The following is a 24,891-nucleotide window of genomic DNA, read 5'->3' as shown; positions in this document are numbered from 1 at the left end:
ATGGTATCCGCAGGAACGGGGTGGCCTCGCATCCGGCGGACGGCGGTCCCACTACCTGGACATTTCACCCCGTGACCGCCCGGCGGGCCACCTGCCGGACCTCGCGGCGGGCCGACCGTCGGGGCCGTGTCACGGACGCAGCCAGGCTCCGGCCGGCAGGTTCCGCAGCACGGTGAACGCCAGCAGCAGGGTGCCGATCGCCCACAGGTGCGCCGGGCCGAGGGCCGGCCTGAGTGGCCGGTCGCGTGCCGCCCGGACCACCCAGACGGCCCACAGCACGGCGAAGCCCACGTAGGCGACGACACCGGCCGCGTTGTCGTGCAGGGCGGTGCCGAGGTCGCCGTGCACGAAGGCGTGCGCGCTGCGCAGTCCGCCGCAGCCGGGGCAGTACAGACCGGTGAGCCGGAAGAGGGGACAGACCGGGTAGTGGCCGGGCTCGTTGGGGTCGACGGCGCCCACGTAGGCGAAGGCCCCGGCGACGGCCGTGAACAGCCCGGCCGGAACGGCGAGCCGCCGCCATGCCGGGGCGGGCGGGACGGGGTGCGGAGCCGGGGCGGGGACCGGGCGGCTGTCGGCGTTCACGCCGGCATTCTGCCCCGCCGGCCCTGGCACGCGCGCGTGCGAAGCGGCCGCCCGGCCGGTCGTACGGCCCTCGACCCCGGGCGACCCGCACACGACGAGGGGCGGCCTGCACCCTTCCGGATGCCGGGCCGCCCCTCGTGGAAGGCCTTGGGGGCTCAGCCCTCGACGCCGGCGGGCTCGCGGGTCGCGACGGGAGCCTTCTGGGGAAGGGCGTGCGCCTCCTTCGGCATGCCGAGACCCATGGCGCGCATGATGCCGCCGACGACACCGCCGAGGGCGATGATCACCATGCCGGCCCAGAAACCGAGCGGCTGGGCCATCACCATGAAGGCGCCCGCGACGCAGAAACCGATGAAAGCGATAGTGACACCGGTCCAGGCGGCCGGGGTGTGACCGTGGCTGCTGCCCGCCATGACTTGCTCCTCGTTGCTGTGTACGTGTCGTAGTACGTGTCCGTACGGTTCCGAGCCCGCCCGTCACTGTCCGAGCCGGACGCTCGCCTCCATTGTCCCGTACGGGCGCGGCCGCCGGACGCGGGGGTGGCGTCTGGTTCGCCACATTCCCGGGCGGCCCGCCCGTGGGGGCGCTCAGGCGCCCGTGGGGTCCTCGCCGCGGTCCAGGGCCTTCCAGATCTCCTCGGGGCGCTCCGGGTCGGCCGGGCGGGCGGTGCGGCGCGGGCGGTCGGTACCGCGCTCGTAGCGGCCGGACATGGCGGGCCAGCGGCTGCCGAAGCGCAGCGCGAGCAGGCCGGCGAGCAGGATCAGGGCACCGCCGACGGCCGCGACGTAGGGCCAGCCGGTGTGGCTGAGGGCGGCGACCGTGGCGGAGGTGTCGCCGCTGGCCTGGGCCGCCTTCTCGTCCAGCACGGAGGCGTCGGAGGCGGACACGAGGGCGGCGGCCACGATGCCGGCTCCGGACAGCGCGAGCAGGGCGGAGACGAGGAGGCGGCCGGCCCTGCGGACGGCGAAGACGGCGACGAGCGCGGCGAGGCCCACTATGGCGAGGGCCGCGGGGACGCCGGTGACGTCGCTGCCCTTCACGGTCAGCGGGAACGCGCCGCCGGCCACCGTCGCGGTGCCCTCCGCCCAGCGCTGCCGGGTCGCGAGGAGCGCCACGGCCGCGCCGAGGGCACCGAACAGGAGGGCCGCGGCGAGGCTCCGCCGGCCGGACCGGGTGGGTGCGGCGGCTTCGGAACGGGGGTGGGGAACAGCAGTCACGTAGTCCACTATCGCCTGAACCCCGGGCGAACCGTCACCCGGGGTTCCATGAGATGCGCCCTACTCGGCGGAACCGAGCCGTCCGTCCAGGCGGTTGGCGGTGTGCACGGCACGCAGGACCGCCGCCGCCTTGTTGCGGCACTCCTGGTCCTCGGCCACCGGGTCGGAGTCGGCGACGATGCCGGCACCGGCCTGTACGTAGGCCGTGCCGTCCCGCAGCAGGGCGGTGCGGATGGCGATCGCGGTGTCGGAGTCGCCGGCGAAGTCGAGGTAGCCGACGCAGCCGCCGTACAGGCCCCGGCGGGAGGGCTCCAGTTCGTCGATGATCTGCATCGCGCGCGGCTTGGGGGCGCCGGAGAGGGTGCCCGCGGGGAAGCACGCGGTGAGCACGTCGAAGGCCGTGCGGCCCTCGGCCACCTGGCCGGTGACGGTCGAGACGATGTGCATGACGTGCGAGTAGCGCTCGATGGACATGAAGTCGACGACCTCGACCGAGCCCGGCTCGCAGACGCGCCCGAGGTCGTTGCGGCCGAGGTCCACCAGCATCAGGTGCTCGGCGCGCTCCTTGGGGTCGGCGAGGAGTTCGTCGGCGAGGGCCTGGTCCTCCTGAGGGGTGGCGCCGCGGTGCCGGGTGCCGGCGATGGGGTGGACCATGGCCCGCCCGTCCTCGACCTTGACCAGGGCCTCCGGGGAGGAGCCGACGACGTCGAACCCGTCGAAGCGGAACAGGTACATGTACGGCGAGGGGTTGGTCGCCCGCAGCACCCGGTAGACGTCGAGGGCGCTCGCCGTGCAGGGCGTCTCGAACCGCTGGGAGGGCACGACCTGGAAGGCCTCGCCGGCCCGGATGCGCTCCTTGACGTCCTCGACGGCCCGCTGGAAGTCCGGGCCGCCCCACAGCGCGGTGTACTCGGGCAGCTCGGAGGGCGGCAGGACGGCCGGGGGCTGGGCCACCGCGCGCGTGAGGTCGGCCTCCATGGCGTCGAGGCGGGCCACGGCGTCCGCCCAGGCCTCGTCGACGCCGGTGTCCAGGTCGTTGTGGTTGATCGCGTTGGCGATCAGCAGGACCGAGCCCTCCCAGTGGTCCATCACGGCGAGGTCGCTGGTCAGGAGCATGGTCAGCTCGGGCAGCCGCAGATCGTCGCGCTCGCCGGGGCCGATCTTCTCCAGGCGGCGGACGATGTCGTAGCCGAGGTAGCCGACCATGCCGCCGGTGAAGGGCGGCATGCCCTCGTGGTGGGGGGTGTGCAGGGTCTGGATGGTGGCCCGCAGGGCGGCGAGCGGGTCGCCGTCGACGGGGACGCCGACCGGCGGGTCGCCGAGCCAGTGCGTCCGGCCGTCGCGCGCGGTGAGCGTGGCCGCCGAGCGGACGCCCACGAAGGAGTACCGGGACCAGGAGCGGCCGTTCTCCGCGGACTCCAGCAGGAAGGTGCCGGGGCGCTCGGCGGCGAGCTTGCGGTAGAGCGCGACCGGGGTGTCGCCGTCGGCGAGGAGCTTGCGCGTGACCGGGATGACGCGCCGGTCGGTGGCGAGCTTGCGGAAGGTCTCGAGGTCCATGGCCGTCGACCTTACTGACCGGTGCGGTTGGGGCCGGAATCGGCGTCCTTGAGCAGGACGTCCTCGTCGAAGCAGGTGCGCGCGCCGGTGTGGCAGGCGGCGCCCACCTGGTCGACCTTGACCAGCACGGTGTCGGCGTCGCAGTCCAGCGCGACCGACTTCACCCACTGGAAGTGGCCGGAGGTGTCGCCCTTGACCCAGTACTCCCCGCGGCTGCGGGACCAGTAGGTGCAGCGGCCGGTGGTGAGGGTGCGGTGCAGCGCCTCGTCGTCCATCCAGCCCAGCATCAGCACCTCACCGGTGTCGTACTGCTGGGCGATGGCGGGGACGAGGCCGTCGGCGCTGCGCTTGAGGCGGGCGGCGATCTCCGGGTCGAGGCCGCTGGGCGGGGGCGTGCTGGTCATGGGTGCCATTGTGCCGCGCGGGTGGGGTGGTGACCGTCCGTGTCCACTGGGCGGACCCTGCGCGCGGTCGTAGGCTGAGTCCATGTCGACCTTCGCCAAGCGTGAACGGCTCCTGCTCGCCGACCTCTTGGAAACCGTCGGTCCGGACGCCCAGACCCTCTGCGAGGGCTGGCGGACCCGGGACCTGGCCGCGCACGTGATCGTGCGTGAGCGCCGTCCGGACGCGGCGAGCGGCGCGCTGATCAAGCCGCTCGCGTCGCGCCTGGAGAAGGTGATGGCGGAGTACACCGCGAAGCCGTACGAGGAGCTGATCAAGCTGATCCGTACCGGCCCGCCCCGCTTCTCACCCTTTCAGCTCAAGCAGGTGGACGAGGCGGCGAACGTCGTCGAGTTCTACGTCCACACGGAGGACGTGCGCCGTGCCCAGCCGGACTGGGGCCGGCGGGAGCTGGACACGGTGTTCCAGGACACGCTGTGGTCCCGGCTGGAGCGGATGGCGCGGCTGATGGGCCGGGGCGTGCCGACGGGTCTGGTGCTGCGCCGTCCGGACGGCCAGACGGTGGTGGCGCACCGCGGCGCGCCGGTGGTCACGGTGACGGGTGAGCCGTCGGAGCTGCTGATGTTCGCCTACGGCCGGCAGGACGCGGCCGCGGTGGAGCTGGAGGGCGACGCGGAGGCGATCGACACCCTGCACGAGTCCCGGCAGCTCGGCATCTGAGGGGGCACCTCCCGTGATCAAGGTCGCGATGACCAACGTGTACGTCGACGACGTGGCCAGGGCGCACGCCTTCTACACGGACGTCCTCGGCTTCGAGACGCGCGTCCACATGGATCTCGGCAACGACACGCTGTTCGTCACGGTCGGGGCGCCGCAGGGGGCCCAGCCGGATCTGCAGCTGCTGCTGGAGCCCGGCCAGGGGCCCGTCGCGGAGCCGTACCGCAGGGCGGTGTACGAGGCCGGTCTGCCGTGCATCGTCTTCTCGGTGGACGACCTGGCGGCCGAGTACGCCCGGCTGACCGGCCTCGGTGTGCGGTTCGCGCACGAGCCGCAGGAGCAGGGTCCGGTGCTGGCGGCGGTGCTCGACGACACGGTGGGCAATCTCGTGCAGCTGGTCCAGCCGAAAGGCTGACGGTCAGCCGGGCAGTTCCGCGCGGCGCAGGCCGGGGACGGCGAGGGCGACGACCCCGCCGAGACCGCAGACGACCGCGCTGACGACGTAGACCGGGCCGAGGCCCCACGTCCCGATCGCGGCGGCCGCGAACGGCATGCTCAGCGGGGCGAGGCCGAGGCTGACCAGTCCGGCGACGGCGGTGACCCGGCCGAGGTAGGCGGGGTCGGCGCAGGTCTGCAGCAGGGCCCCGCACAGGGCGCCGCTGAGCCCGGCGAGCAGGCCCACGAGCGCGGCCACGGCGACGGCGCCGGCGAGGGCGGGAACGAAACCGAGGGCGCCGATGGCCACCGAACCGGCCGTGCAGGCGCAGCCGATGACGACGCCCGCGCGGGGCACCCGGCCGCGCACCGCCAGCAGCAGCGCGGCGGCGCCCGCGCCGACCCCGAAACCGGCGAGGACCCAGCCCATGCCGGAGGCTCCCCAGCCGCGCCGGTCGGCGAGCAGGGTGAGACCGACGTTGAGCGGGCCGACGAAGCCGAAGTCGCCGAGGGCGATGGCCAGCATCAGCGGGGCGAGGACGCGGTGGTGGCGGATGTACCGCAGGCCCGCCGCAAGGTCGCCCCGGGCGGTGGTGGCGCCCGCGCGGGGCTCGTCGTCCGCGGGCAGGTCGCGGACGCGTACGGAGATCAGCAGCGGCACGGAGACGGCGATGAGCAGCCCGGCCAGGGCGAACGCGGCGGACGCCCCGCCGACGGCCACGCCGAGCCCGCCGAGCGGGGCGCCGAGCACGTTGGAGAAGCGGATGGCGAGACCGCGCATGCCCTGGACCCGGGCGAGCTGGCTCTTGCCGGTGAGGCGGGCCGGGAGGGCGCCGACGGCGGGCATGAACACCGCGTCGACCGTGCCGAAGACCAGGGCCAGCAGGGCGAGCGGCCACAGTCCGGGGCTGGTGAGGAACAGCAGGGCGGCCACGGCGAGGACGGCCGCGCAGCGGACGGCGTCGCTGCCGATGACGACCCGGCGCGGGCCGAGCCGGTCGGCGATCACTCCGCCGCCGAGCATCAGCACCGCCCGGGGCAGCGCGCTGGCGGACATCACGAGTCCGGCCTGGGCCGGGGAGCCCGCCTGGACGGCGGCCCAGGACAGGGCCAGGTAGTAGACGCCGTCGCCGAGCATGGAGGAGGTGTAGGCGGCGAGCCAGCGCAGCACGTTCGGGTCGCGGTGGGCGGGCGCGTCGGCCGCGGTGGCGGCGGGCGCGGGTATCAGGGTGTCGGTCACCAGGGGTCCCTTGTCAGACGCGGAACGGGAATCCGTACACGTGCAGCGCGACGTGCTCGCGCCCTTCGGTGTCGCCGGCGGCCTCGCGGGCCCGCCCCTGCTCGTCGTAGCGCCTGAGCAGGTCGTGCAGGTCCTTCTTCAGCTCGCCCAGTTCCTCGGCGGTGAGCCGGAGCAGGGACTCGGAGTCGTGGGCGGCCTCGTTCCACTCCGCGCCCCAGTGGGCGCGGGCGTCCAGGTATCCGCGGTACATCTCGGCCCGCTGGTCCAGGAACATGCGGGAGGCGGCGAGGTGTGCGGCCGCCTTCTCGGGGGCGTCGCGGAAGTCCTCGTCGCGGATGGAGACCGTCTCGGACGAGGGCTGCCACCAGCGTTCGCGGCCGTCCGCGCGTTGCGGGTCGGCGGCCTCGATCAGTCCGTGCTCGGCTAGCTTGCGCAGGTGGTAGCTGACCAGGGAGACGGCCTCGTCGACCTGCTCGGCCAGCTGGGAGGCGGTGGCCGCCTCGGCGACGAACAGCAGCCGGTAGAGCTTCATGCGCAGCGGATGGGAGAGGGCCTTGAGGGTGCCCGTGTCCGTGATCCGCCGCTCTTCCCGACTCGCCATACCGCGACCCTAGATACGAAAGAGAAGTTGCACAACTTATTTTGCGCAACTTCTCTTTCGTTTTCGGCCGTACTCGAAGCGGTGCCGGGGCGACGGGATGTCAGCGCACGGGGTGCCCCGCCTCGCGGAGGGTCTGCTTCACCTCGCCGATCCGCAGGTCGCCGAAGTGGAACACCGACGCGGCCAGCACCGCGTCCGCGCCCGCCGTGACGGCCGGCGGGAAGTGCGCGAGGCTGCCCGCGCCGCCGGACGCGATCACCGGGACCGTGACGTGCTTGCGGACGGCCGCGATCATCTCCAGGTCGTAGCCGTCCTTGGTGCCGTCCGCGTCCATGGAGTTCAGCAGGATCTCCCCCGCGCCCAGCTCGGCCGCCCGGTGCGCCCACTCGACGGCGTCGATGCCGGTCCCCCGGCGGCCGCCGTGGGTGGTCACCTCGAAGGATCCGGACTCGGTCCTGCGGGCGTCGACGGAGAGGACCAGCACCTGCCGGCCGAAGCGCTCCGCGATCTCGCGGATCAGCTCGGGACGGGCGATGGCCGCGGTGTTCACGCCGACCTTGTCGGCGCCGGCCCGCAGCAGCTTGTCCACGTCCTCGGCCGTGCGGACACCGCCGCCGACCGTCAGCGGGATGAACACCTGCTCCGCGGTGCGGCGGACCACGTCGTACGTCGTCTCCCGGTCGCCCGAGGACGCGGTGATGTCCAGGAACGTCAGCTCGTCGGCGCCCTCGGCGTCGTACACCTTGGCCATCTCGACGGGGTCGCCCGCGTCGCGCAGGTTCTGGAAGTTGACGCCCTTGACGACGCGGCCGTTGTCCACGTCCAGGCAGGGGATGACTCGGATGGCCAGGGTCATGCCGTCACTCCTCGGAACGCCTCCACCTCGACCTCGACGACCAGGCTGGGGTCCACGAAGCCGGAGACAATGATCATGGACGCGGCGGGCCGGACGGCGTCGAACAGCTCCTTGTGGGCGCGGCCGACCTCGTCCACGTCACGGGCGTGCGTGAGGTACATACGCGTGCGCACGACGTCGTCACGGCCGAGCCCCAGCTGCCCGAGCGCCCCCAGGGCGACCTCGAACGCGTTGACCGCCTGCTCGTACGGGCCGCCCCCGGCGATCTGCCCGTCCACGATGGACGTGCAGCCCGAGACCAGGACCAGGCCGTTCGGCAGCTCCACCGCGCGGGAGTAGCCGAACTGCTCCTCCCAGGGCGCGCCGGTCGACACGCGTCGGACGTCGCTCACTCGGCCACCGCCTCCAGGGCCTCTTCCAGGGTGAACGCCTTCGCGTACAGGGCCTTGCCGACGATGGAGCCCTCGACGCCGAGGGGAACCAACCCGGCGATGGCGCGCAGGTCGTCCAGGGACGACACGCCGCCGGAGGCCACGACCGGGCGGTCGGTGACCGCGCAGACGTTCCTCAGCAGCTCCAGGTTCGGGCCCTGGAGGGTGCCGTCCTTGGCGATGTCGGTGACGACGTAGCGGGCGCAGCCCTCCTTGTCGAGGCGCGCCAGCGTCTCGTAGAGGTCGCCGCCGTCGCGGGTCCAGCCGCGGCCGCGCAGGGTCGTGCCGCGCACGTCCAGGCCGACCGCGATCTTGTCGCCGTGCTCGGCGATGACCTTGGCGACCCACTCGGGGGTCTCCAGGGCCGCGGTTCCCAGGTTGACCCGGGTGCAGCCGGTGGCGAGGGCGGCGGCGAGGGTGTCGTCGTCGCGGATGCCGCCGGACAGCTCCACCTTGATGTCCATCGCGCGCGCGACCTCGGCGATCAGCTCCCGGTTGTCGCCGGTGCCGAACGCGGCGTCCAGGTCGACCAGGTGCAGCCACTCGGCGCCCGAGCGCTGCCAGGCGAGGGCGGCCTCCAGCGGCGAGCCGTAGGAGGTCTCGGTCCCGGACTCGCCGTGGACGAGTCGCACGGCCTGGCCGTCGCGGACGTCGACGGCGGGGAGGAGTTCGAGCTTGGCCATGGTCTACAGGGTTCCGATCCAGTTGGTGAGGAGCTGCGCGCCGGCGTCGCCGGACTTCTCGGGGTGGAACTGCGTCGCCCACAGGGCGCCGTTCTCCACGGCGGCCACGAACGGCTCGCCGTGCGTCGACCAGGTGACCTTGGGGGCCTCGATCACCGGGTTGTGCGTCTCCAGGGCCCAGTCGTGGACGGCGTAGGAGTGCACGAAGTAGAAGCGGGCGTCGGCGTCGAGGCCCGCGAAGAGCCGGGAGCCGGCCGGGGCGTCGACGGTGTTCCAGCCCATGTGGGGCACCACGTCGGCCTGGAGCGGGGCGACCGTGCCCGGCCACTCGTCCAGCCCCTCGGCCTCCACGCCGTGCTCGATGCCGCGTGCGAAGAGGATCTGCATGCCGACGCAGATGCCCATCACCGGGCGGCCGCCGGACAGCCTGCGGTCGATCACCCAGTCGCCGCGGGCGGCGCGCAGACCCTGCATGCAGGCGGCGAAGGCGCCGACGCCCGGCACGAGCAGGCCGTCGGCGTTCATCGCCCGGTCGAAGTCACGGGTGATCTCGACGTCGGCGCCCACGCGCGCGAGGGCGCGCTCGGCGGACCGGACGTTGCCGAAGCCGTAGTCGAAGACCACGACCTTCTTGGTGCTCAATTCCACACCTCCAGCCGCAGGACGCCCGCGACCAGGCACATGCCCGCACCGATGGAGAGCAGCACGATGAGGCTCGCGGGCATCTTCTGCTTCACGAAGGAGACGATGCCGCCGACCAGGAAGAGGCCGACGACGATCAGGAGGGTCGACAGACCGTTCATGGGTTAGAGAGCGCCCTTCGTGGAGGGGAGGATGCCGACCGCGCGCGGGTCGCGCTCGGAGGCGTAACGGAGCGCCCGGGCCAGCGCCTTGAACTGGCACTCCACGATGTGGTGCGCGTTGCGCCCGTACGGCACGTGCACGTGCAGCGCGATCTGCGCCTGGGCGACGAAGGACTCCAGGATGTGCCGGGTCATCGTCGTGTCGTACTCGCCGATCATCGGCGCCATGTTCTCGGGCTCGGTGTGCACGAGGTAGGGGCGGCCGGAGAGGTCGACGGTGACCTGGGCGAGGGACTCGTCCAGCGGGACCGTGCAGTTGCCGAAGCGGTAGATGCCCACCTTGTCGCCGAGCGCCTGCTTGAACGCGGCACCGAGCGCGAGGGCGGTGTCCTCGATGGTGTGGTGGGAGTCGATGTGCAGGTCGCCGTCGGTCTTCACGGTCAGGTCGAACAGACCGTGCCGGCCGAGCTGGTCGAGCATGTGGTCGTAGAAGCCGACGCCGGTGGCGATGTCGGTCCTCCCGGTGCCGTCGAGGTCTATCTCGACCAGGACCGAGGTCTCCTTGGTGGTGCGCTCCACGCGTCCTACGCGGCTCATGCCTCAAGCTCCTTCTTCACTTCACGTACCGCGTCCAGGAACGCGTCGTTCTCCTCCGGGGTGCCGGCGGACACCCGCAGCCATCCCGGTACGCCGTTGTCCCGGACGAGGACGCCCCGGTCGAGGATCCTCCGCCAGGCGTCCTGGGCGTCGCCGAACCGGCCGAACTGCACGAAGTTGGCGTCGGACTCGGTGACGTCGTAGCCGATCGCGCGCAGCTCGGCGACCAGCCGGTCGCGCTCCGACTTCAGCTGCTCGACGTACCCGAGCAGCGTGTCCGTGTGCTCCAGCGCGGCCAGCGCGGTCGCCTGGGTGATCGCCGAGAGGTGGTACGGCAGCCGTACGAGCTGGACCGCGTCCACGACGGCGGGGTCGGCGGCGAGGTAGCCGAGGCGGAGCCCGGCGGCGCCGAACGCCTTCGACATGGTGCGGGAGACGACCAGGTGCGGGCGGCCCGCGAGCAGCGGCAGCAGCGAGTCGCCGTGGCTGAACTCGACGTACGCCTCGTCCACGATCACCATCGACGGCTTGGCGGCCTGCGCCGCCTCGTACAGCGCGAGGACCGTCTCGGGCGGGACCGCGTTGCCGGTGGGGTTGTTGGGCGTGGTGATGAAGACGACGTCGGGCCGGTGCTCGGCGATCGCCCGCCGCGCGGCGGCGAGGTCGATCGTGAAGTCCTCGGCCCGCGGACCCGAAATCCAGCCCGTCCCCGTCCCGCGCGCGATGAGGGCGTGCATCGAGTACGACGGCTCGAAGCCGATCGCCGTACGGCCGGGGCCGCCGAAGGTCTGCAGCAGTTGCTGGATGACCTCGTTGGAGCCGTTGGCCGCCCACACGTTCGCCATGCCGAGCGGGTACTTGCCGGTCTTCGTCAGGTAGGCGGCCAGCTCGGTGCGCAGCCGGACCGCGTCCCGGTCGGGGTAGCGGTTCAGGCCGCGGGCGGCCTCCCGCACCCGCTCCGCGATCCGCTCGACCAGCGGTTCGGGCAGCGGGTAGGGGTTCTCGTTGGTGTTCAGCCGTACGGGGACGTCCAACTGGGGCGCGCCGTAGGGGGACTTGCCACGCAGCTCGTCCCGTACGGGAAGATCGTCGATCCGCACGTCGCTCACTTGCTCTCGGGTACCTTCCAGCCGAACCTGGCCTTGATCGCCGCGCCGTGGGCCGGCAGGTCCTCCGCCTCCGCCAGCGTGACCACGTGGTGCGCGACCTCGGCAAGCGCGTCCTTCGAGTAGTCGACGACGTGGATGCCGCGCAGGAAGGACTGGACGGACAGGCCCGAGGAGTGGCAGGCGCAGCCGCCGGTGGGCAGGACGTGGTTGGACCCGGCCGCGTAGTCGCCGAGCGAGACCGGGGCCCAGGGGCCGACGAAGATCGCGCCGGCGTTCCTGACCCGGTCGGCGATCCGGGCGGCGTCGGCGGTCTGGATCTCCAGGTGCTCGGCGCCGTACGCGTCGACCACCCGCAGACCCTCCTCGATGCCGTCGACGAGGACGATCGCGGACTGCCTGCCCTTCAGCGCGGGCACGATCCGGTCGTCGATGTGCCGGGTGGCCGCGACCTGCGGCTCCAGCTCCTTCTCCACCGCGTCCGCCAGCTCCTGGGAGTCGGTGACGAGGACGGCGGCGGCCAGCGGGTCGTGCTCGGCCTGGCTGATCAGGTCGGAGGCCACGTGCACCGGGTCGGCCGTGTCGTCGGCGAGGATCGCGATCTCGGTCGGGCCGGCCTCGGCGTCGATGCCGATCTTGCCGGTGAAGTAGCGCTTGGCGGCGGCGACCCAGATGTTGCCGGGGCCGGTGACCATGTTCGCGGGCGGGCAGGACTCGGTGCCGTGGGCGAACATCGCGACGGCGGTGGCGCCGCCCGCCGCGTAGACCTCGTCGACGCCGAGCAGGGCGCAGGCGGCGAGGATCGTCGGGTGCGGCAGACCGCCGAACGCGGCCTGGGCCGGGGAGGCGAGCGCGATGGACTCGACGCCGGCCTCCTGCGCGGGCACGACGTTCATGACCACGGAGGAGGGGTAGACCGAGCGTCCGCCGGGCGCGTACAGACCGACGCGCTCGACCGGCACCCACTTCTCGGTCACGGTGCCGCCGGGCACCACCTGGGTGGTGTGGGTCGTACGGCGCTGCTCGCGGTGGACCATGCGGGCGCGGCGGATGGACTCCTCCAGCGCGGCGCGCACCGCCGGGTCGAGGCCGTCCAGCGCCTCGGTGAGCGCCGAGACCGGGACGCGGACGGATTCCAGCCGTACTCCGTCGAATTTCTCGGCGAAGTCGATCAGCGCCGCGTCGCCACGATGATGCACGGCCTCGCAGATCGGACGCACCTTCTCCAGGGCGGCCGCAACGTCGAAGTCGGCTCGGGGCAGCAGGTCGCGCAGGGCGGGGCCCTCGGGAAGGGCGTCGCCGCGCAGATCGATTCGGGAAATCACAGTCCCAATTCTCTCAGACCGGCGTCCGGAGCCGTTCGCGCGTATCAATGGCTGATACAGAGCGTGGGCCAATCGCCGGTACATAGGGTGGCCGGAACCCGGAAGATCACGTTCACCAGGAGTGTTCCGGGCGTCACGCACCGGGCATGAACGCCAGTACGACACAGGTGACCCAGCAGTGGCCCGAACGGGCGAGGAGAGAAGGAACAGCGGTGACCGAGGGGACCGGCAGCGACGCCGGGGACCTGCCCGAGGACCTGACCGCGGCCGAGGCGGGCATGTGGCAGGCCTTCCGCAACGGCAGCGTGTACGACCTGAGCAGCGGGGACGGCGCCGTGGACGATCCGCACGGCGGGCACCCCTGGGGGCCCGGGCGGACCGTGCGGGCGCGCATCGTCGCCTGGCTGCTGCTGGACGGACCGCCGGCGCTCGCCGGCCGGGTGTCCGCCCTGAAACTCGTCGGCGTCCGGATCACGGGCACCCTGGAGCTGGCGGGCGGCACGGTCACGCCGTACGTGGAGCTGCGCGGCTGCCGGTTCGACGACGAGGTCCGGCTGCCGGAGGCCCGGTTCACGACCGTGCGCCTGGTGGACTGCTCGGTGCCGCGCCTGGAGGCGGCCCGGGTGCACACCGAGGGCGATCTGCACCTGCCGCGCTGCCGGTTCCAGAACGGGATCCGGCTGACCGACGCGCACATCGGCACGGATCTGCTGCTCAACCAGGCGGTCGTGTACCGGGACCGCGGCGGCCGGTCGATGGCGGCGGACGGCATGACCGTCGGCCAGGATCTCCAGGCGGAGATGCTGGAGTCGCACGGCGAGCTGAGCCTGCGCGGTGCCAAGGTCGGCGTCTCGCTCAGTCTGCGGGGCGCGCGGCTGGCCAACCCGTACGCCCGCCTCGCCCTGAACGCGCCCCAGCTGACGGTCGAGCGCACCCTGTACCTGACCCCGGCCGGGGTGGGCAGTCCGCTGCTGAGCGGGACGACGCCGGCGCGCGGTACGCGGATCCAGCGGTTCGAGTGCCGGGGCGGGATCCGGCTGGACGACGGGCGGTTCGGCGACGCCGTCGACCTGGAGCGGGCGCGGTTCACCTTCACCGACGACCAGGAGCTGTCGCTGCGCCGGGTGCAGACGCCCGAGCTGCGCTTCCTCGGGGACAAGCCGCAGCGCGGCAAGGTGGTGCTGTCGGGGGCGCGGGTCGTGAACCTGGTGGACCGGGCGAGCAGCTGGCCGGACGCCGGGAACCTGCACATGGGCGGATTCGCCTACGAGAGCCTGGTACCGCAGGGGCCCTTTCCGCTGACCCGGCGCCTGGACTGGGTGGCGGCGGCCACCGCCGAGTACGCCCCGGAGCCGTACGAGCGGCTGGCCTCGGTACTGCGGGCGGCCGGGGAGGACGAGGACGCGCGCGAGGTGCTGCTCGCCAAGCAGCGCCGGCGCCGGGAGACGCTTCCGCTCGCCGGGAAGTTCTGGGGAGTCGTCCAGGACTGGACGGTCGCCTACGGCTACCGTCCGGGCCGGGCGGCGGTGTGGATGGCGGTGCTGTGGGCGGCGGGCACGCTGGCGTTCGCGCACGCCGACCATCCGCCGGTGAACCACGACGGGCACCCGTCCTGGAGCCCATCGCTGTTCACGCTGGACCTGCTGCTGCCGGTGATCGACCTGGGCCAGGCGGGCCAGTGGCAGCTGCGCGGCGGCTGGCAGTGGCTGGCGGCGGCGATGATCCTGCTCGGCTGGATCCTGGCGACGACGGTGGCGGCGGGGGCGACCCGGCTGCTGCGACGGAGCTGACACCGCCGCGGCACCCTTCCGCACCGCGGGACCACCGGACGTGCGCCGGATCTTCACCCTTCGCGTACAGGTTCACCACAATGGTTGAACCATCACCTTTTACTGCTCCTTGACCATAGGACGTACAACCTTACGTAACTTCCGTGGACCCTCTGGCGCGCCCTGGACCTGCGGACTTTCAATGGTCGACACCATGGCTCTGCTGCCCTCGTTCATCCGCCCCACCCGGATGACCAAACGCCCCGCGCGCCCGGCCGGACCCCCGGCCGCGGACGAGGCCGTGCTCGACGCGCCCGACGACCGCCTCTCGCCCGCGCTGGTCACGGCCGCCCGCGGCGACCACGCCGGCGCGGCCGCGCTGCTGGCCGCGACCCGGGCCGCGGCCGAGTGGGAGAACCGCGACCGGTACGTCAGACGCCTCGCCGCGTTCGCGCGCTCGCGCCCCGAATGGTTCGAGAACTGGCGCAAGGCCGCCCCCGGCGATCCCGACGCCCTGCTGCTGGACGCCCAGCTGGCGGTGGACCGCGCCTGGCCCTCACCGGCCCGCGCCGAACTGCTGCGCGAGGCGAGCCCGCTCATCACGGCGGCCGCCCGCGCCGACGACCGCGACCCCGTGCCGTGGCGGATCGCCCTGGACCACGCCCGCGGCTCCCGGGCCGGGCACCGGTACTTCGAGGAGCTGTGGGAGGCGGCGGTCCGGCGCGCCCCGCACCACTACGGCTGCCACGTGGCCGCCCTGCGCTACCTGGCCGCGCTCTGGCACGGCTCCCACCACGCGTGCTTCGACTTCGCCGACCTGGCCGCGCAGGACGCCCCCGCCGACTCGCTCGTCCAGGCGCTGCCGGCCCGGGCGGCCTTCGGCTACCTGACCGACGGCTGCGGCCCCGAGATGGGGCGTGCGCGGCTCGACGCCGCGGCGGACCGGGCGGTCGCCCTCTCGGGCCGTCTCCCGGCGGCCGACCCGTGGCCCGCCGAGGTCCGCAACAAGCTCCTGTACGTCCTCCTGCGGCTGGACCGGCGGGACGACGCGGCCACCCAGGCGCGCCTGATCGGCCCGTACGCCACGTCCTTCCCCTGGGACCGGTTCTCGGACGACCCGCTCGGCCACTTCCTGCGCTTGCGCGATCACCTGCTCACGGGCGGCCCGGATCCCGTCCCGGCGGGGCTGGTGCCGGGGCCCGCGGACCCGGTCGGTGACCACCGAGGACACGTCCGCGCCGGTGACCACTAGGCTGGGGCGCCGTGACCACCGTCCGTCTCCCGCTCTTTCCGCTGAACTCGGTGCTGTTCCCGGGGCTCGTGCTGCCGCTGAACATCTTCGAGGAGCGTTATCGCGCCATGATGCGCGAACTGATGAAGACCCCCGAGGACGAGCCGCGCCGCTTCGCCGTCGCCGCCATCCGCGACGGGCACGAGGTGGCGCCCAGCGCCCCGGGCATGCCGGATCCCACGGCACAGCCCGACCGGGGCCCGGCAGCCGGCTTCGGCCCCGACCCCCTCAAGGCCGTCCACGCCGTGGGCTGTGTGGCGGACGCCGCGACCATCCGCGAGCGGGCCGACGGCACGTTCGAGGTGCTCGCGACCGGCACGAGCCGGATGAGGCTGCTGTCCGTCGACGCCTCGGGTCCGTACCTGACGGCCGAGCTGGAGGAGCTCACCGAGGAGCCCGGCGAGGAGGCCGGCGCGCTGGCCGAAGGGGTCCTGCGCTCCTTCCGCCAGTACCAGAAGCGCCTGGCGGGCGCCCGCGAGCGCTCGCTGACCACCGGTGCCGAACTGCCGGACGACCCGAGCGTGGTGTCGTACCTGGTGGCGGCGGCGATGGTGCACGACACCCCGACCAAGCAGCGGCTGCTCCAGGCGCCCGACACCGCGTCCCGGCTGCGGGACGAGCTCACGCTCCTGCGCGCCGAGACGGCCATCATCCGCAGCCTGCCGTCGCTGCCCGCGTCCGAGCTGACGCGGACGCCGACGAGCCTGAACTGAGGAAGACCGGGATGGCGAAGAAGCCGAAGAAGCAGCAGCAGTCCGGGGGGACGCCCGCGACGGTGGCCCTGACGGCGGCGGGCGTGGACTTCACGGTCCACGCCTACGACCACGACCCGTCCCACCCCTCCTACGGCGAGGAGGCGGCCGAGGCGATGGGGGTCTCCCCCGACCGGGTCTTCAAGACGCTGGTCGCCGACGTGGACGGCGCCCTGGTCGTCGGCGTGGTCCCGGTGGCCGGCTCCCTGGACCTGAAGGCCCTGGCGGCCGCGGTGGGCGGCAAGCGTGCCGCCATGGCCGACCCGGCGCTCGCCGAACGCACCACGGGGTACGTGCGCGGGGGCATCTCCCCCCTCGGCCAGCGCAAGAGGCTGCCGACGGTCCTCGACGACTCGGCGCAGGGGCACCCGACGATCTGCGTCTCGGCGGGCCGGCGGGGCCTCGAGGTGGAACTCGCCCCGACGGACCTGGCCAAGCTCACGAACGCGGTGACGGCGCCCATCGGGCGGGGGTGACCGGGCCGGCCCGTTTGGGCGCCGCCCCGGTCACTGCAGCTCCGGGTCCCGGGGGCCGAACAGCGCCGTGAGTCCCAGGTGCACCAGTACCGCGGCGAGCGGCCAGGCCAGCAGCGCCCCCTTGGCCGACAGCTTCAGCGGCGCCGGGAACGTCACCCCCTTGCCCACCGCCTTCGCATGAGCGAGCACGTCCGACGTCGGCCCCAGCCACACCCCGAGCCGCCAGGCCACCAGCGAGCCGAGCAGTCCGCCGAGGCCCAGTGCCACCACCAGCGGGACACCGCCGCGGCGCCGCAGCAGGAAGACGACGACCGCGCTGACCAGTCCCAGGCCCAGGCCGAGCAGCGTGAACGTGCCGTCCACACCGGCCGCCTGCTCCCCCTCGCTGTCCTTGAGGTAGACGACCCAGCCGCCGCCGCTCTCGTCACCGACCAGCGGCACGTGCGGCGCCAGCCACCACCACAGCAGCCCCAGCAGCAGCCCGCAGACCGTCATCGCCACCGTGATCACGGCGGCTTCCCGCACTTCGGTCTTCATGCCGGGGCCGTCCTGTCCGTACGTTCCCGCGCCCGGTGACCCGGCGGGCGGCGACGCCTGCCAGACCTGGTGCGGGGAGTTGTCATGCGGCGGCGGAGGCGGAGTAAGCGGTGCGGTCACCCTGACATCGTGCCAGGTCGCGCTGTGGGCCGCGTCACCGGACGGCGGCCCTGCGGTACGCCCAGGTCGCCACGGCCAGCGAGACCACTCCGACACCCGCGCACACCCCCAGGTCAACCAGGACGACGGCCCAGTCCGGGTGTGCCCCGAAGGTCCGCGCGTACGCCTCCACGCCATAGGTCGACGGCAGCAGATCACGGGCCAGCCGGACGATCTCCGGCATCCGGTCGGCCGGCAGCACACCCAGCAGCAGCGCCGCCGACATGCCCAGCTGTCCGAGCAGCGTGGCCAGCTCCGGCCGGGGCGCGAGCAGCCCGCAGGCGGCGCCGAGACCGGCGAGCGCGGCCCCGGCGAGCGGGATCACGGCCACCAGGATCCACAGGTTGGCCAGCGGCAGCCCGAACAGCACGCAACCGAAGACGGCGGTCACCAGGGTCCCCGGCACGGTGAAGGAGGCGTACGCCGCCGCCGCGCCCAGCACCACCGCGGCCGGCGGCACCGGCAGGGTGGCGTAGTGGTCGAGCCCGCCGCTGGCCCGCAGCTGCCCGAAGTACTGCGACAGCAGGTTCAGCGCCACGTACGCGACGACGAGCACGGACGAGCCCGCCACCACGGACTGGGCCTCACCGCCGCTGTCGACGACACCCCGCATCATCACCGTGATGCCGACGGACTGGAAGGTGGCCACGAACAGCAGCGGGATGCGGGCCACCCGGGCCCGGGACAGCTGCGCCCGGTAGACGGCCACCAGCGACGGCCACAGCCGGGCGGCCGGACCGAGCTCGGCAGCGCCGCGCGCCGTCTCCGGCACGGCCCGGGCACCGCCCGGCAGAACCTCGGCGGGTACGGCACTCACGACGAGCTGCTCCTCTTCCGTACGGCGGTCGCGCACATCGCTGCGCACGTGGCGCCCCGCGCGCTCACGCCTTCACCAGCCCCTGCCGGGCGGCGCCGCCCAGCTTCAGGTAGACGTCCTCCAGGCTGGGCGTGGCGAGCGTGAAGTCGTCCAGCGCGGCGAAGGCCGCCCCACCGGTCACCGTGGCGACCACGGCGCGTGCCTCCTCGGGCGCGAGCCGGAGCGTCCAGCGCCGGCCGGACTCCACGGCCCGCTCGCGCAGGACGGCGACCTCGGGCACCTCCAGCGGCGCGTGCTCGCGCCACACCAGCTCGACCCGCACCTCGTCGGCGACCCGCTCCTTGAGCCCCGCCGGGGTGTCGCAGGCGATGACCCGTCCCTCGTCGAGCACGGCGACCCGGTCGAGCACGGTCTCGGCCTCGATGACGTTGTGGGTCACCAGCACGACGGTCGTACCGCGTTCCGCGCGCCGCCGGTCCACGGCCGCCCAGACCGCGCGCCGGGCCACCGGATCCATCCCGGTGGTCGGCTCGTCGAGCACGAGCAGCGGCCGCTCCCCGACCAGGGCGGTGGCGAAGCAGGCGAGGCGCCGCTGCCCGCCGGAGAGCTTCTTCAGCGGACGTCCCGCGATCGGGGTGAGGCCCAGCTCCTCCAGGACGGCGTCCCGTTCGGCCCGCGCCCGCCGTACCTCCAGGCCGCGCAGGCGTCCGGTGGTCTCGGCGGCCAGGGAGACGGTCAGCTCGTCCAGGGCGCTGGACTCCTGGCCCAGGTAGGCGAGGATCCGCGCGGCCCGCTCCGGGTGCCGTACGACGTCGTGGCCGAGAATCTCCACCTGGCCGGCGTCCGGCCGCAGCAGGCCGGTCAGCTGTCGTACGAGGGTGGACTTGCCGGCGCCGTTCGGCCCGAGCAGTCCGAAGACCTCGCCGCGGCGCACGTCCAGTTCGACCGCGTCGGTGGCCCGCACCTCGGGGATGCCGGGCGCGCCGCGCCGCCCCCGAACGGCCGGATAGGTCTTGCTGAGCCCGCGCACGCGTACGACCTCGTCGTCCCGGAGGTCCTGTCCCGCGCGCGTACTCACAAGGGACGAGCCTAAGGGGTCCGGGGCCCCCACTCGTCCCCGGGGCGGCCGCAGGGGTTCAGTCGACGGCGGGCGCGTGCTGTTCCCCGGCCGCCGGGACGTCGATCTCGCGCCAGAAGCCGGCCCGGATGGCGTAGCGGTCGTGCTCGTCGATCTGGTCGTCCTTGTGGGCGAGCAGACCGAACCGGGCCGCGTACCGCAGCAGCTCCCCGTCGATGCGGTGCGGGACCCGCGGGTACATCTGCGACAGCTTCTGCAGCTGCCCCTGGTCGCCGAGGCGGGAGATCCAGCGGCGGGCGAAGACCTGCCCGACCTCGTACGGGTCGCCGCCGACGGTCGTGATGTCCTCCTCGCGGTCGGCCCAGCGCTGCTCGGCGGTGGTGAGCTGGGCGAGCGTCGGCATGGAGGCGACCTCGGGCGGCTCGGGCACCGCGCCGGGCCGGTCCACCCAGCCCCTGTCGGAGGACCAGCGCAGGGTCGCGGTGGTGGGGGCCTGGGCGGGCTGGGTGCCGGGTGCGCGCAGCGCGGCGAGGTCCTTGGGGGTGGGGACGCCCTTGGGGGCGGGAACCCGCTCCTGGACGCCGTTCTCGGCGGCGGTGGCGGCCGGCGGGTGCGGGACCTGCTCGGCGGTCCGGTCGGCCGCGGCGGCGAGCGCGGACTCGGGCAGCGGGGCGGAGAGGATCGCGGCGATCTCCGGGCGCGGCACGGGCTGCGGCGCGCAGACGCCGGTCAGCTCCTTGGCGCGGACGGCCTGGGTGATCCAGGCCCGGTCCAGCACGCGCCGCTCGTCGGCCTCGGCGACCAGGTCCTCGGACTGGTTGTAGTCGCCGTCGGCGGCCTGGACGGCCCACAGGTGGACGGCGACGCCGTGCTCCTTGGCGGCCATCATGCCGGGCAGCAGATCGCCGTCGCCGGTGACCAGGACGACGTCGGAGCAGGCGCGGTTGCGGGCCAGCTCGGTCAGTTCGGCGTGCATGGCGGCGTCCACGCCCTTCTGGGCCCAGCGTCCGTCACTGCGAGTGAGGGCGCCGAGACGGACGGTCACCCGGGGCATCACGCGCAGCCGGCGGTGCTCCGGCTGGGGGACCCGGTCGGGGGCTCCGTCGAACCAGTAGATGCGCAGCAGGGGCTGCTCGGTCTCGGACTCCGCGCGTACGCGCAGGGCCTGGATCAGTGCGGGGTGGTCGACGGTGATCCGGGACCGCGAGGGCTCGCCGGCGAGGAGGCTGGCGGCGGCACCCAGCAGATACCCGGCGTCCACCAGGACGATGCAGCGGTCCACGCGACTCACCCTCTTCCCGGGAGGCTTTGTTTCGGACTTCCTTCGAGTCTGCCCGACGGCGCGGGGGTTAACGGCCCGAACTCGATCTTCGGCGTGGCGTTTGCGGCCTTCGCTCGCCCACCCACCCTGTCACACACGGTAATTATCCGACATGCGCCTGATGTCAGCGTATGTGAATCTGAAGCCGGCCCTGGCCCCTAGATCCCCCACAGGAGGCAGATCACCATGGCCAAGAACAAGAACCGCAAGCAGGCTGGCCCGCAGAACCGCGCTCAGCAGACCGAGCACGCACAGCGTCCTACGGCCGAGGAGCACGAGCCGGTGTCGCACATCCAGGGCAGCCCCGCGGATGTTGCACGTAAGCAGCAGAAGCGATTCGGCCACAACTAAAGGGCAGTTGAAGCCCAGGCACGCAGAGGGGCGCACCCGTTGTGGGTGCGCCCCTTCGCGTGCCGCGGTGGCCGTGCGGCGTCCGGGACGGGCCGCCGGGACGTTCAGCCCGCCAGGCAGGACGGGCCGAGCAGCACCTTCAAGTCGCCGAACAGGGCCGGATCCGGCTTGACCCGGTGCCGGTCCAGGCGCAGCACGGTGGTCTTGCGCGGGCCCTGGAGCTTGATCCGGACCTCGCTGTCGCCCTTGTGGTGGCTGAGGATCTCGCCGAGGCGGCTGACCATCGGCGGAGTGACCTTCACCGCCGGGATGGTGAGGACCACGGGGGCGTTGGTGCCCGCGTTGGACAGGTCCGGGACCATCAGCTCCATGGCGACGAGGCGGGGCACGTCCTCCCGCTTGTCGAGGCGGCCCTTGACGAACACCACGGCGTCCTCGACGAGTTGCGTGGACACCAGCTGGTAGGTGGCCGGGAAGAACATGCACTCGATGGAGCCGGCGAGGTCCTCCACGGTGGCGATCGCCCAGGCGTTGCCCTGCTTGGTCATCTTGCGCTGGAGGCCGGAGATGATGCCGCCGATGGTGACGACCGCGCCGTCGGAGTGCTCACCGCCGGTCAGCTGGGCGATGCCCGCGTCGGCCTTGTCCGACAGCACGTGCTCCAGGCCGAAGAGCGGGTGGTCGGAGACGTAGAGACCGAGCATCTCGCGCTCCTGGGCGAGCAGATAGGTCTTGTCCCACTCCTCGTCGGTGAACTGCACGTCGAGGCCGAAGCCGGGCTCGCTGCTGGTCTCCTCGCCCATGCCGCCGAAGAGGTCGAACTGCCCCTCGGCCTCCTTGCGCTTGACCGCGACCACGTTGTCGATCATCGGTTCGTACTGGGCCGTGAGCCCCTTGCGGGTGTGGCCCAGGGTGTCGAACGCCCCGGCCTTGATCAGCGACTCCGTGGTGCGCTTGTTGCACGCGACCGCCTCGACCTTGTCGAGGTAGTCGGGGAAGGAGGCGTACTTGCCCTTGGCCTTGCGGCTGTTGATGATCGACTCGACCACGTTGGTGCCGACGTTGCGCACGGCCTCCAGGCCGAAGAGGATCACGTCGTCGCCCTGGGCGGCGAAGTTGTGGACCGACTCGTTGACGTTGGGCGGGAGCACCTTGATGCCCATGCGGCGGCACTCGTTGAGGTAGATCGCCGACTTGTCCTTGTCGTCCTTGACCGAGGTCAGGAGCGCGGCCATGTACTCGGCGGGGTAGTTCGCCTTCAGGTAGGCGGTCCAGTACGACACCAGGCCGTACGCGGCCGAGTGGGCCTTGTTGAAGGCGTAGCCGGCGAACGGGACCAGGACGTCCCACAGGGCCTGGATCGCCTCGTCGCTGTACCCCTTCTTCCGGGCGCCGTCCTGGAAGAGGACGAAGTTCTTCGCCAGTTCCTCGGGCTTCTTCTTGCCCATCACGCGGCGGAGGATGTCGGCCTCGCCGAGCGAGTAGCCCGCGATGATCTGCGCGGCCTTCTGCACCTGCTCCTGGTAGACGATCAGGCCGTAGGTGACGGCCAGGACCTCTTCGAGGGGCTCCTCCAGCTCCTTGTGGATCGGGGTGATCTCCTGGAGCTTGTTCTTGCGCAGCGCGTAGTTGGTGTGCGAGTCCATGCCCATCGGACCCGGCCGGTAGAGCGCCGACACGGCGGAGATGTCTTCGAAGTTGTCGGGCTTCATCAGGCGCAGCAGCGAGCGCATGGGACCGCCGTCGAACTGGAAGACGCCGAGGGTGTCGCCGCGCTGGAGCAGTTCGAAGGTCGTCGGATCGTCGAGCGGGAGGCTCAGCAGATCGATGTCGACGTCCTTGTTGGACTTCACCATCTTGACGGCGTCGTCCATGATCGTGAGGTTGCGCAGGCCGAGGAAGTCCATCTTCAGCAGGCCGAGCGACTCACAGCTCGGGTAGTCCCACTGCGTGATGGTCACCCCGTCGGTGTGGCGCACCCACACCGGGACGTGCTCGGTGATGGTCTCGCTGGACATGATCACGCCGGCCGCGTGCACACCCATCTGACGGACGAGGCCCTCGACGCCCTTGGCGGTGTCGATGACCTTCTTCACGTCCGGCTCGTTCTCGTACATCCCGCGGATCTCGCCCGCCTCGCCGTAGCGCGGGTGCGAGGGGTCGGTGATGCCGTTCAGGTCGATGCCCTTGCCGAGGACGTCGGCGGGCATCGCCTTGGTGAGCCGGTCGCCCATGGCGTACGGGTAGCCCAGCACGCGCGCGGAGTCCTTGATCGCGTTCTTGGCCTTGATCTTGCCGTACGTGCCGATCATGGCGACCTTGTCGGCGCCGTACTTCTCCGTCACGTACCTGATGACCTCGACGCGCCGGCGCTCGTCGAAGTCGATGTCGACGTCGGGCATGGAGACGCGCTCGGGGTTGAGGAAGCGCTCGAAGATCAGGCCGTGCGGGATCGGGTCGAGGTCGGTGATGCCCATGGCGTAGGCGACGATCGAACCGGCCGCGGAGCCTCGGCCGGGGCCGACCGCGATGCCGTTGTTCTTGGCCCACATGATGAAGTCGGCGACGACGAGGAAGTAGCCCGGGAACCCCATCTGGATGATGACGTCCATCTCGTACTCGGCCTGCTTCTGGCGGTCGTCGGGGATGCCGCCCGGGAAGCGGCGCTCCATCCCGCGGCGGACCTCCTCCTTGAACCAGGTCACCTCGGTGTACCCGTCGGGGATGTCGAACTTCGGCATCAGGTTCTTGGCCTCGAACATGCCGGTGGTGTCGACCATCTCGGCGACGAGGAGCGTGTTGGCGCAGCCCTCCTGCCAGGCGTCCGAGGAGTCGATGGCGTACATCTCGTCCGTGGACTTCAGGTAGTAGCCGGTGCCGTCGAACTTGAAGCGGTCCGGGTCGGAGAGGTTCTTGCCGGTCTGGATGCACAGCAGGGCGTCGTGCGCCCCCGCCTCGTGCGCGTACGTGTAGTGCGAGTCGTTGGTGACCAGCGGGGGGATGCCCAGCTTCCGGCCGATGTCCAACAGGCCGTCACGGACCCGGCGCTCGATCTCGATGCCGTGGTCCATCAGCTCCAGGAAGTACTTGTCCTTGCCGAAGATGTCCTGGTACTCGGAGGCCGCCTTCAGGGCCTCGTCGAAGTGCCCGAGGCGCAGCCGGGTCTGCACCTCGCCGGAGGGGCAGCCGGTGGAGGCCACGACGCCCTCGGACCACTGGGCGATGGTCTCCTTGTCCATCCGGGGCCACTTCTGCAGCCAGCCCTCGGCGTAGGCGTCGGAGGAGAGGCGGAAGATGTTGTGCAGCCCGGTCCGGTTCACGGCCCACATCGTCTTGTGGGTGTAGCCGCCGGAGCCGGAGACGTCGTCCCGCTTCTGGTGCGGCTGGCCCCAGAGGATCTTGCGCTTGTTCCGCCGGGACTCGGGGGCGACGTACGCCTCGATCCCGATGATCGGGGTGATTCCGGCCTTCTTCGCGGTGTGGAAGAAGTCGTACGCCCCGTGCAGGTTGCCGTGGTCGGACATGGCGATGTGCGTCATGCCCATCTCGTTGCAGGCGTCGAACATGTCCTTCAGCCGCGCGGCACCGTCCAGCAGCGAGTACTGGGTGTGGACGTGCAGGTGCGTGAACGGCGGCTTCGACACGGTTTCGGCCTCCAAGGAAAACGGGCGTCGACGATCTTCCGACCGGCTGCGGACCGACTGCGGACAGTCTGGGGGACAGCGTCGAAGTCTATGCCCCGGTACTGACACGCGCGGGCCTTCCCCGCGTACCTTCATGCGGGAACC

General features: G+C 72.3%; 27 protein-coding genes. 7 read left to right on the top strand and 20 right to left on the bottom strand.

All coding sequences use genetic code 11. From position 1 onward, the window contains the following. Positions 1-129: 129 nt before the first annotated feature. From BLW57_RS28590 to hisI, 5 genes are all read right to left on the bottom strand, one after another. A complete protein-coding gene (locus tag BLW57_RS28590) occupies positions 130-582 on the bottom strand; it encodes a DUF2752 domain-containing protein (RefSeq protein ID WP_093478434.1) in 453 nt (150 codons plus the stop codon). Between the two features lie 155 nt (positions 583-737). Further along, entirely contained in the window at positions 738-995 is a 258-nt protein-coding gene (locus BLW57_RS28585) for an HGxxPAAW family protein (protein ID WP_093478433.1), read from the bottom strand. Between the two features lie 174 nt (positions 996-1,169). After that, a complete protein-coding gene (locus BLW57_RS28580; protein ID WP_093478431.1) occupies positions 1,170-1,808 on the bottom strand; it encodes a TIGR02234 family membrane protein in 639 nt (212 codons plus the stop codon). Between the two features lie 51 nt (positions 1,809-1,859). Beyond that, positions 1,860-3,356 carry an anthranilate synthase component I gene (locus BLW57_RS28575; RefSeq protein WP_093478430.1) on the bottom strand — a complete coding sequence of 499 codons (1,497 nt, stop codon included), beginning with the start codon at positions 3,354-3,356 and terminating at the stop codon, positions 1,860-1,862. 11 nt (positions 3,357-3,367) lie between these two features. After that, positions 3,368-3,760 carry a phosphoribosyl-AMP cyclohydrolase gene (gene hisI / locus BLW57_RS28570; protein WP_093478428.1) on the bottom strand — a complete coding sequence of 131 codons (393 nt, stop codon included), beginning with the start codon at positions 3,758-3,760 and terminating at the stop codon, positions 3,368-3,370. 82 nt (positions 3,761-3,842) lie between these two features. On the opposite strand from hisI, the gene BLW57_RS28565 reads away from it, so the two are divergent. Together BLW57_RS28565 and BLW57_RS28560 are read left to right on the top strand one after the other, a co-directional pair. Further along, entirely contained in the window at positions 3,843-4,478 is a 636-nt protein-coding gene (locus tag BLW57_RS28565; protein ID WP_093478427.1) for a TIGR03085 family metal-binding protein, read from the top strand. Between the two features lie 13 nt (positions 4,479-4,491). Continuing rightward, positions 4,492-4,890, top strand: a complete 399-nt coding sequence (locus BLW57_RS28560) for a VOC family protein (RefSeq protein WP_093478425.1) — start codon at positions 4,492-4,494, stop codon at positions 4,888-4,890. A gap of 3 nt (positions 4,891-4,893) precedes the next feature. Here the strand turns inward: BLW57_RS28560 and BLW57_RS28555 are convergent, their stop codons facing one another. From BLW57_RS28555 to hisD, 10 genes are all read right to left on the bottom strand, one after another. Next, a complete protein-coding gene (locus tag BLW57_RS28555) occupies positions 4,894-6,150 on the bottom strand; it encodes an MFS transporter (RefSeq protein WP_256339610.1) in 1,257 nt (418 codons plus the stop codon). Between the two features lie 13 nt (positions 6,151-6,163). Then, positions 6,164-6,751, bottom strand: a complete 588-nt coding sequence (locus BLW57_RS28550) for an ArsR/SmtB family transcription factor (RefSeq protein ID WP_093478424.1) — start codon at positions 6,749-6,751, stop codon at positions 6,164-6,166. A gap of 100 nt (positions 6,752-6,851) precedes the next feature. Then, positions 6,852-7,607 carry an imidazole glycerol phosphate synthase subunit HisF gene (gene hisF / locus BLW57_RS28545; protein WP_093478422.1) on the bottom strand — a complete coding sequence of 252 codons (756 nt, stop codon included), beginning with the start codon at positions 7,605-7,607 and terminating at the stop codon, positions 6,852-6,854. Then, positions 7,604-7,999, bottom strand: a complete 396-nt coding sequence (locus BLW57_RS28540) for a RidA family protein (RefSeq protein ID WP_093478421.1) — start codon at positions 7,997-7,999, stop codon at positions 7,604-7,606. The genes hisF and BLW57_RS28540 overlap by 4 nt, the downstream gene beginning before the upstream one ends. Further along, positions 7,996-8,721, bottom strand: a complete 726-nt coding sequence (gene priA / locus BLW57_RS28535) for a bifunctional 1-(5-phosphoribosyl)-5-((5-phosphoribosylamino)methylideneamino)imidazole-4-carboxamide isomerase/phosphoribosylanthranilate isomerase PriA (protein ID WP_093478419.1) — start codon at positions 8,719-8,721, stop codon at positions 7,996-7,998. Before priA ends, BLW57_RS28540 begins: the two co-directional genes overlap by 4 nt. Positions 8,722-8,724: 3 nt before the next feature. Then, positions 8,725-9,369, bottom strand: coding sequence for an imidazole glycerol phosphate synthase subunit HisH (gene hisH / locus BLW57_RS28530; protein WP_093478418.1), 645 nt, complete (start codon positions 9,367-9,369; stop codon positions 8,725-8,727). Beyond that, positions 9,360-9,524: a hypothetical protein gene (locus BLW57_RS41555; RefSeq protein WP_176985766.1), complete on the bottom strand. Its 165-nt coding sequence runs from the start codon at positions 9,522-9,524 to the stop codon at positions 9,360-9,362. Before BLW57_RS41555 ends, hisH begins: the two co-directional genes overlap by 10 nt. Before the next feature lie 3 nt (positions 9,525-9,527). Next, on the bottom strand, positions 9,528-10,121 hold the full coding sequence (gene hisB, locus BLW57_RS28525; RefSeq protein WP_093478416.1) for an imidazoleglycerol-phosphate dehydratase HisB: 594 nt from the start codon (positions 10,119-10,121) through the stop codon (positions 9,528-9,530). Continuing rightward, positions 10,118-11,230: a histidinol-phosphate transaminase gene (locus BLW57_RS28520; RefSeq protein WP_093478415.1), complete on the bottom strand. Its 1,113-nt coding sequence runs from the start codon at positions 11,228-11,230 to the stop codon at positions 10,118-10,120. Before BLW57_RS28520 ends, hisB begins: the two co-directional genes overlap by 4 nt. After that, positions 11,227-12,552 (bottom strand): histidinol dehydrogenase, encoded by a 1,326-nt coding sequence (gene hisD / locus BLW57_RS28515; RefSeq protein ID WP_093478413.1) that lies wholly within the window; start codon positions 12,550-12,552, stop codon positions 11,227-11,229. Before hisD ends, BLW57_RS28520 begins: the two co-directional genes overlap by 4 nt. A 212-nt stretch (positions 12,553-12,764) precedes the next feature. On the opposite strand from hisD, the gene BLW57_RS28510 reads away from it, so the two are divergent. From BLW57_RS28510 to ybaK, 4 genes are all read left to right on the top strand, one after another. Further along, a complete protein-coding gene (locus BLW57_RS28510; protein ID WP_093478412.1) occupies positions 12,765-14,342 on the top strand; it encodes an oxidoreductase in 1,578 nt (525 codons plus the stop codon). Positions 14,343-14,523: 181 nt separating this feature from the next. Further along, positions 14,524-15,573, top strand: coding sequence for a hypothetical protein (locus tag BLW57_RS28505; RefSeq protein ID WP_176985765.1), 1,050 nt, complete (start codon positions 14,524-14,526; stop codon positions 15,571-15,573). A gap of 11 nt (positions 15,574-15,584) precedes the next feature. Then, complete coding sequence (locus BLW57_RS28500; protein WP_093478410.1) at positions 15,585-16,325, top strand: LON peptidase substrate-binding domain-containing protein; 741 nt, start codon at positions 15,585-15,587, stop codon at positions 16,323-16,325. An 11-nt stretch (positions 16,326-16,336) separates the two neighbouring features. Further along, complete coding sequence (ybaK, locus tag BLW57_RS28495; RefSeq protein WP_093478409.1) at positions 16,337-16,840, top strand: Cys-tRNA(Pro) deacylase; 504 nt, start codon at positions 16,337-16,339, stop codon at positions 16,838-16,840. Positions 16,841-16,870: 30 nt separating this feature from the next. On the opposite strand, the gene BLW57_RS28490 is transcribed toward ybaK, so the two are convergent. The 4 genes from BLW57_RS28490 to BLW57_RS28475 all read right to left on the bottom strand — a co-directional run bounded on the left by BLW57_RS28490 (position 16,871) and on the right by BLW57_RS28475 (position 20,713). Further along, entirely contained in the window at positions 16,871-17,497 is a 627-nt protein-coding gene (locus BLW57_RS28490) for an AAA family ATPase (RefSeq protein ID WP_093478407.1), read from the bottom strand. A 34-nt stretch (positions 17,498-17,531) separates the two neighbouring features. Next, entirely contained in the window at positions 17,532-18,353 is an 822-nt protein-coding gene (locus tag BLW57_RS28485; protein WP_093480932.1) for an ABC transporter permease, read from the bottom strand. Positions 18,354-18,417: 64 nt separating this feature from the next. Continuing rightward, positions 18,418-19,431: an ABC transporter ATP-binding protein gene (locus BLW57_RS28480; RefSeq protein ID WP_093478406.1), complete on the bottom strand. Its 1,014-nt coding sequence runs from the start codon at positions 19,429-19,431 to the stop codon at positions 18,418-18,420. A gap of 58 nt (positions 19,432-19,489) precedes the next feature. Beyond that, a complete protein-coding gene (locus BLW57_RS28475) occupies positions 19,490-20,713 on the bottom strand; it encodes an NYN domain-containing protein (protein WP_093478404.1) in 1,224 nt (407 codons plus the stop codon). A 225-nt stretch (positions 20,714-20,938) separates the two neighbouring features. On the opposite strand from BLW57_RS28475, the gene BLW57_RS41550 reads away from it, so the two are divergent. Continuing rightward, positions 20,939-21,103, top strand: coding sequence for a hypothetical protein (locus tag BLW57_RS41550; RefSeq protein WP_176985764.1), 165 nt, complete (start codon positions 20,939-20,941; stop codon positions 21,101-21,103). 104 nt (positions 21,104-21,207) lie between these two features. Here BLW57_RS41550 and dnaE read toward each other — a convergent pair whose 3' ends face one another. Then, positions 21,208-24,747, bottom strand: a complete 3,540-nt coding sequence (gene dnaE, locus BLW57_RS28470; RefSeq protein WP_093478403.1) for a DNA polymerase III subunit alpha — start codon at positions 24,745-24,747, stop codon at positions 21,208-21,210. Positions 24,748-24,891: the final 144 nt, after the last annotated feature.

This window comes from Streptomyces sp. 1222.5, from assembly GCF_900105245.1.
Classification (GTDB): Bacteria; Actinomycetota; Actinomycetes; order Streptomycetales; family Streptomycetaceae; genus Streptomyces; species Streptomyces albidocamelliae.
This window is presented reverse-complemented; position numbering and strand designations above follow the sequence as displayed.

Coding starts and splice junctions, on each gene's coding strand:
- hisI (WP_093478428.1), bottom strand. CDS start 3,760: ATGACCAGCACGCCCCCGCCCAGCGGCCTCGACCCGGAGATCGCCGCC.
- BLW57_RS28575 (WP_093478430.1), bottom strand. CDS start 3,356: ATGGACCTCGAGACCTTCCGCAAGCTCGCCACCGACCGGCGCGTCATC.
- hisF (WP_093478422.1), bottom strand. CDS start 7,607: ATGACCCTGGCCATCCGAGTCATCCCCTGCCTGGACGTGGACAACGGC.
- BLW57_RS28585 (WP_093478433.1), bottom strand. CDS start 995: ATGGCGGGCAGCAGCCACGGTCACACCCCGGCCGCCTGGACCGGTGTC.
- ybaK (WP_093478409.1), top strand. CDS start 16,337: ATGGCGAAGAAGCCGAAGAAGCAGCAGCAGTCCGGGGGGACGCCCGCG.
- BLW57_RS41550 (WP_176985764.1), top strand. CDS start 20,939: ATGGCCAAGAACAAGAACCGCAAGCAGGCTGGCCCGCAGAACCGCGCT.
- hisB (WP_093478416.1), bottom strand. CDS start 10,121: ATGAGCCGCGTAGGACGCGTGGAGCGCACCACCAAGGAGACCTCGGTC.
- BLW57_RS41555 (WP_176985766.1), bottom strand. CDS start 9,524: ATGAACGGTCTGTCGACCCTCCTGATCGTCGTCGGCCTCTTCCTGGTC.
- priA (WP_093478419.1), bottom strand. CDS start 8,721: ATGGCCAAGCTCGAACTCCTCCCCGCCGTCGACGTCCGCGACGGCCAG.
- BLW57_RS28505 (WP_176985765.1), top strand. CDS start 14,524: ATGGTCGACACCATGGCTCTGCTGCCCTCGTTCATCCGCCCCACCCGG.
- BLW57_RS28565 (WP_093478427.1), top strand. CDS start 3,843: ATGTCGACCTTCGCCAAGCGTGAACGGCTCCTGCTCGCCGACCTCTTG.
- BLW57_RS28550 (WP_093478424.1), bottom strand. CDS start 6,751: ATGGCGAGTCGGGAAGAGCGGCGGATCACGGACACGGGCACCCTCAAG.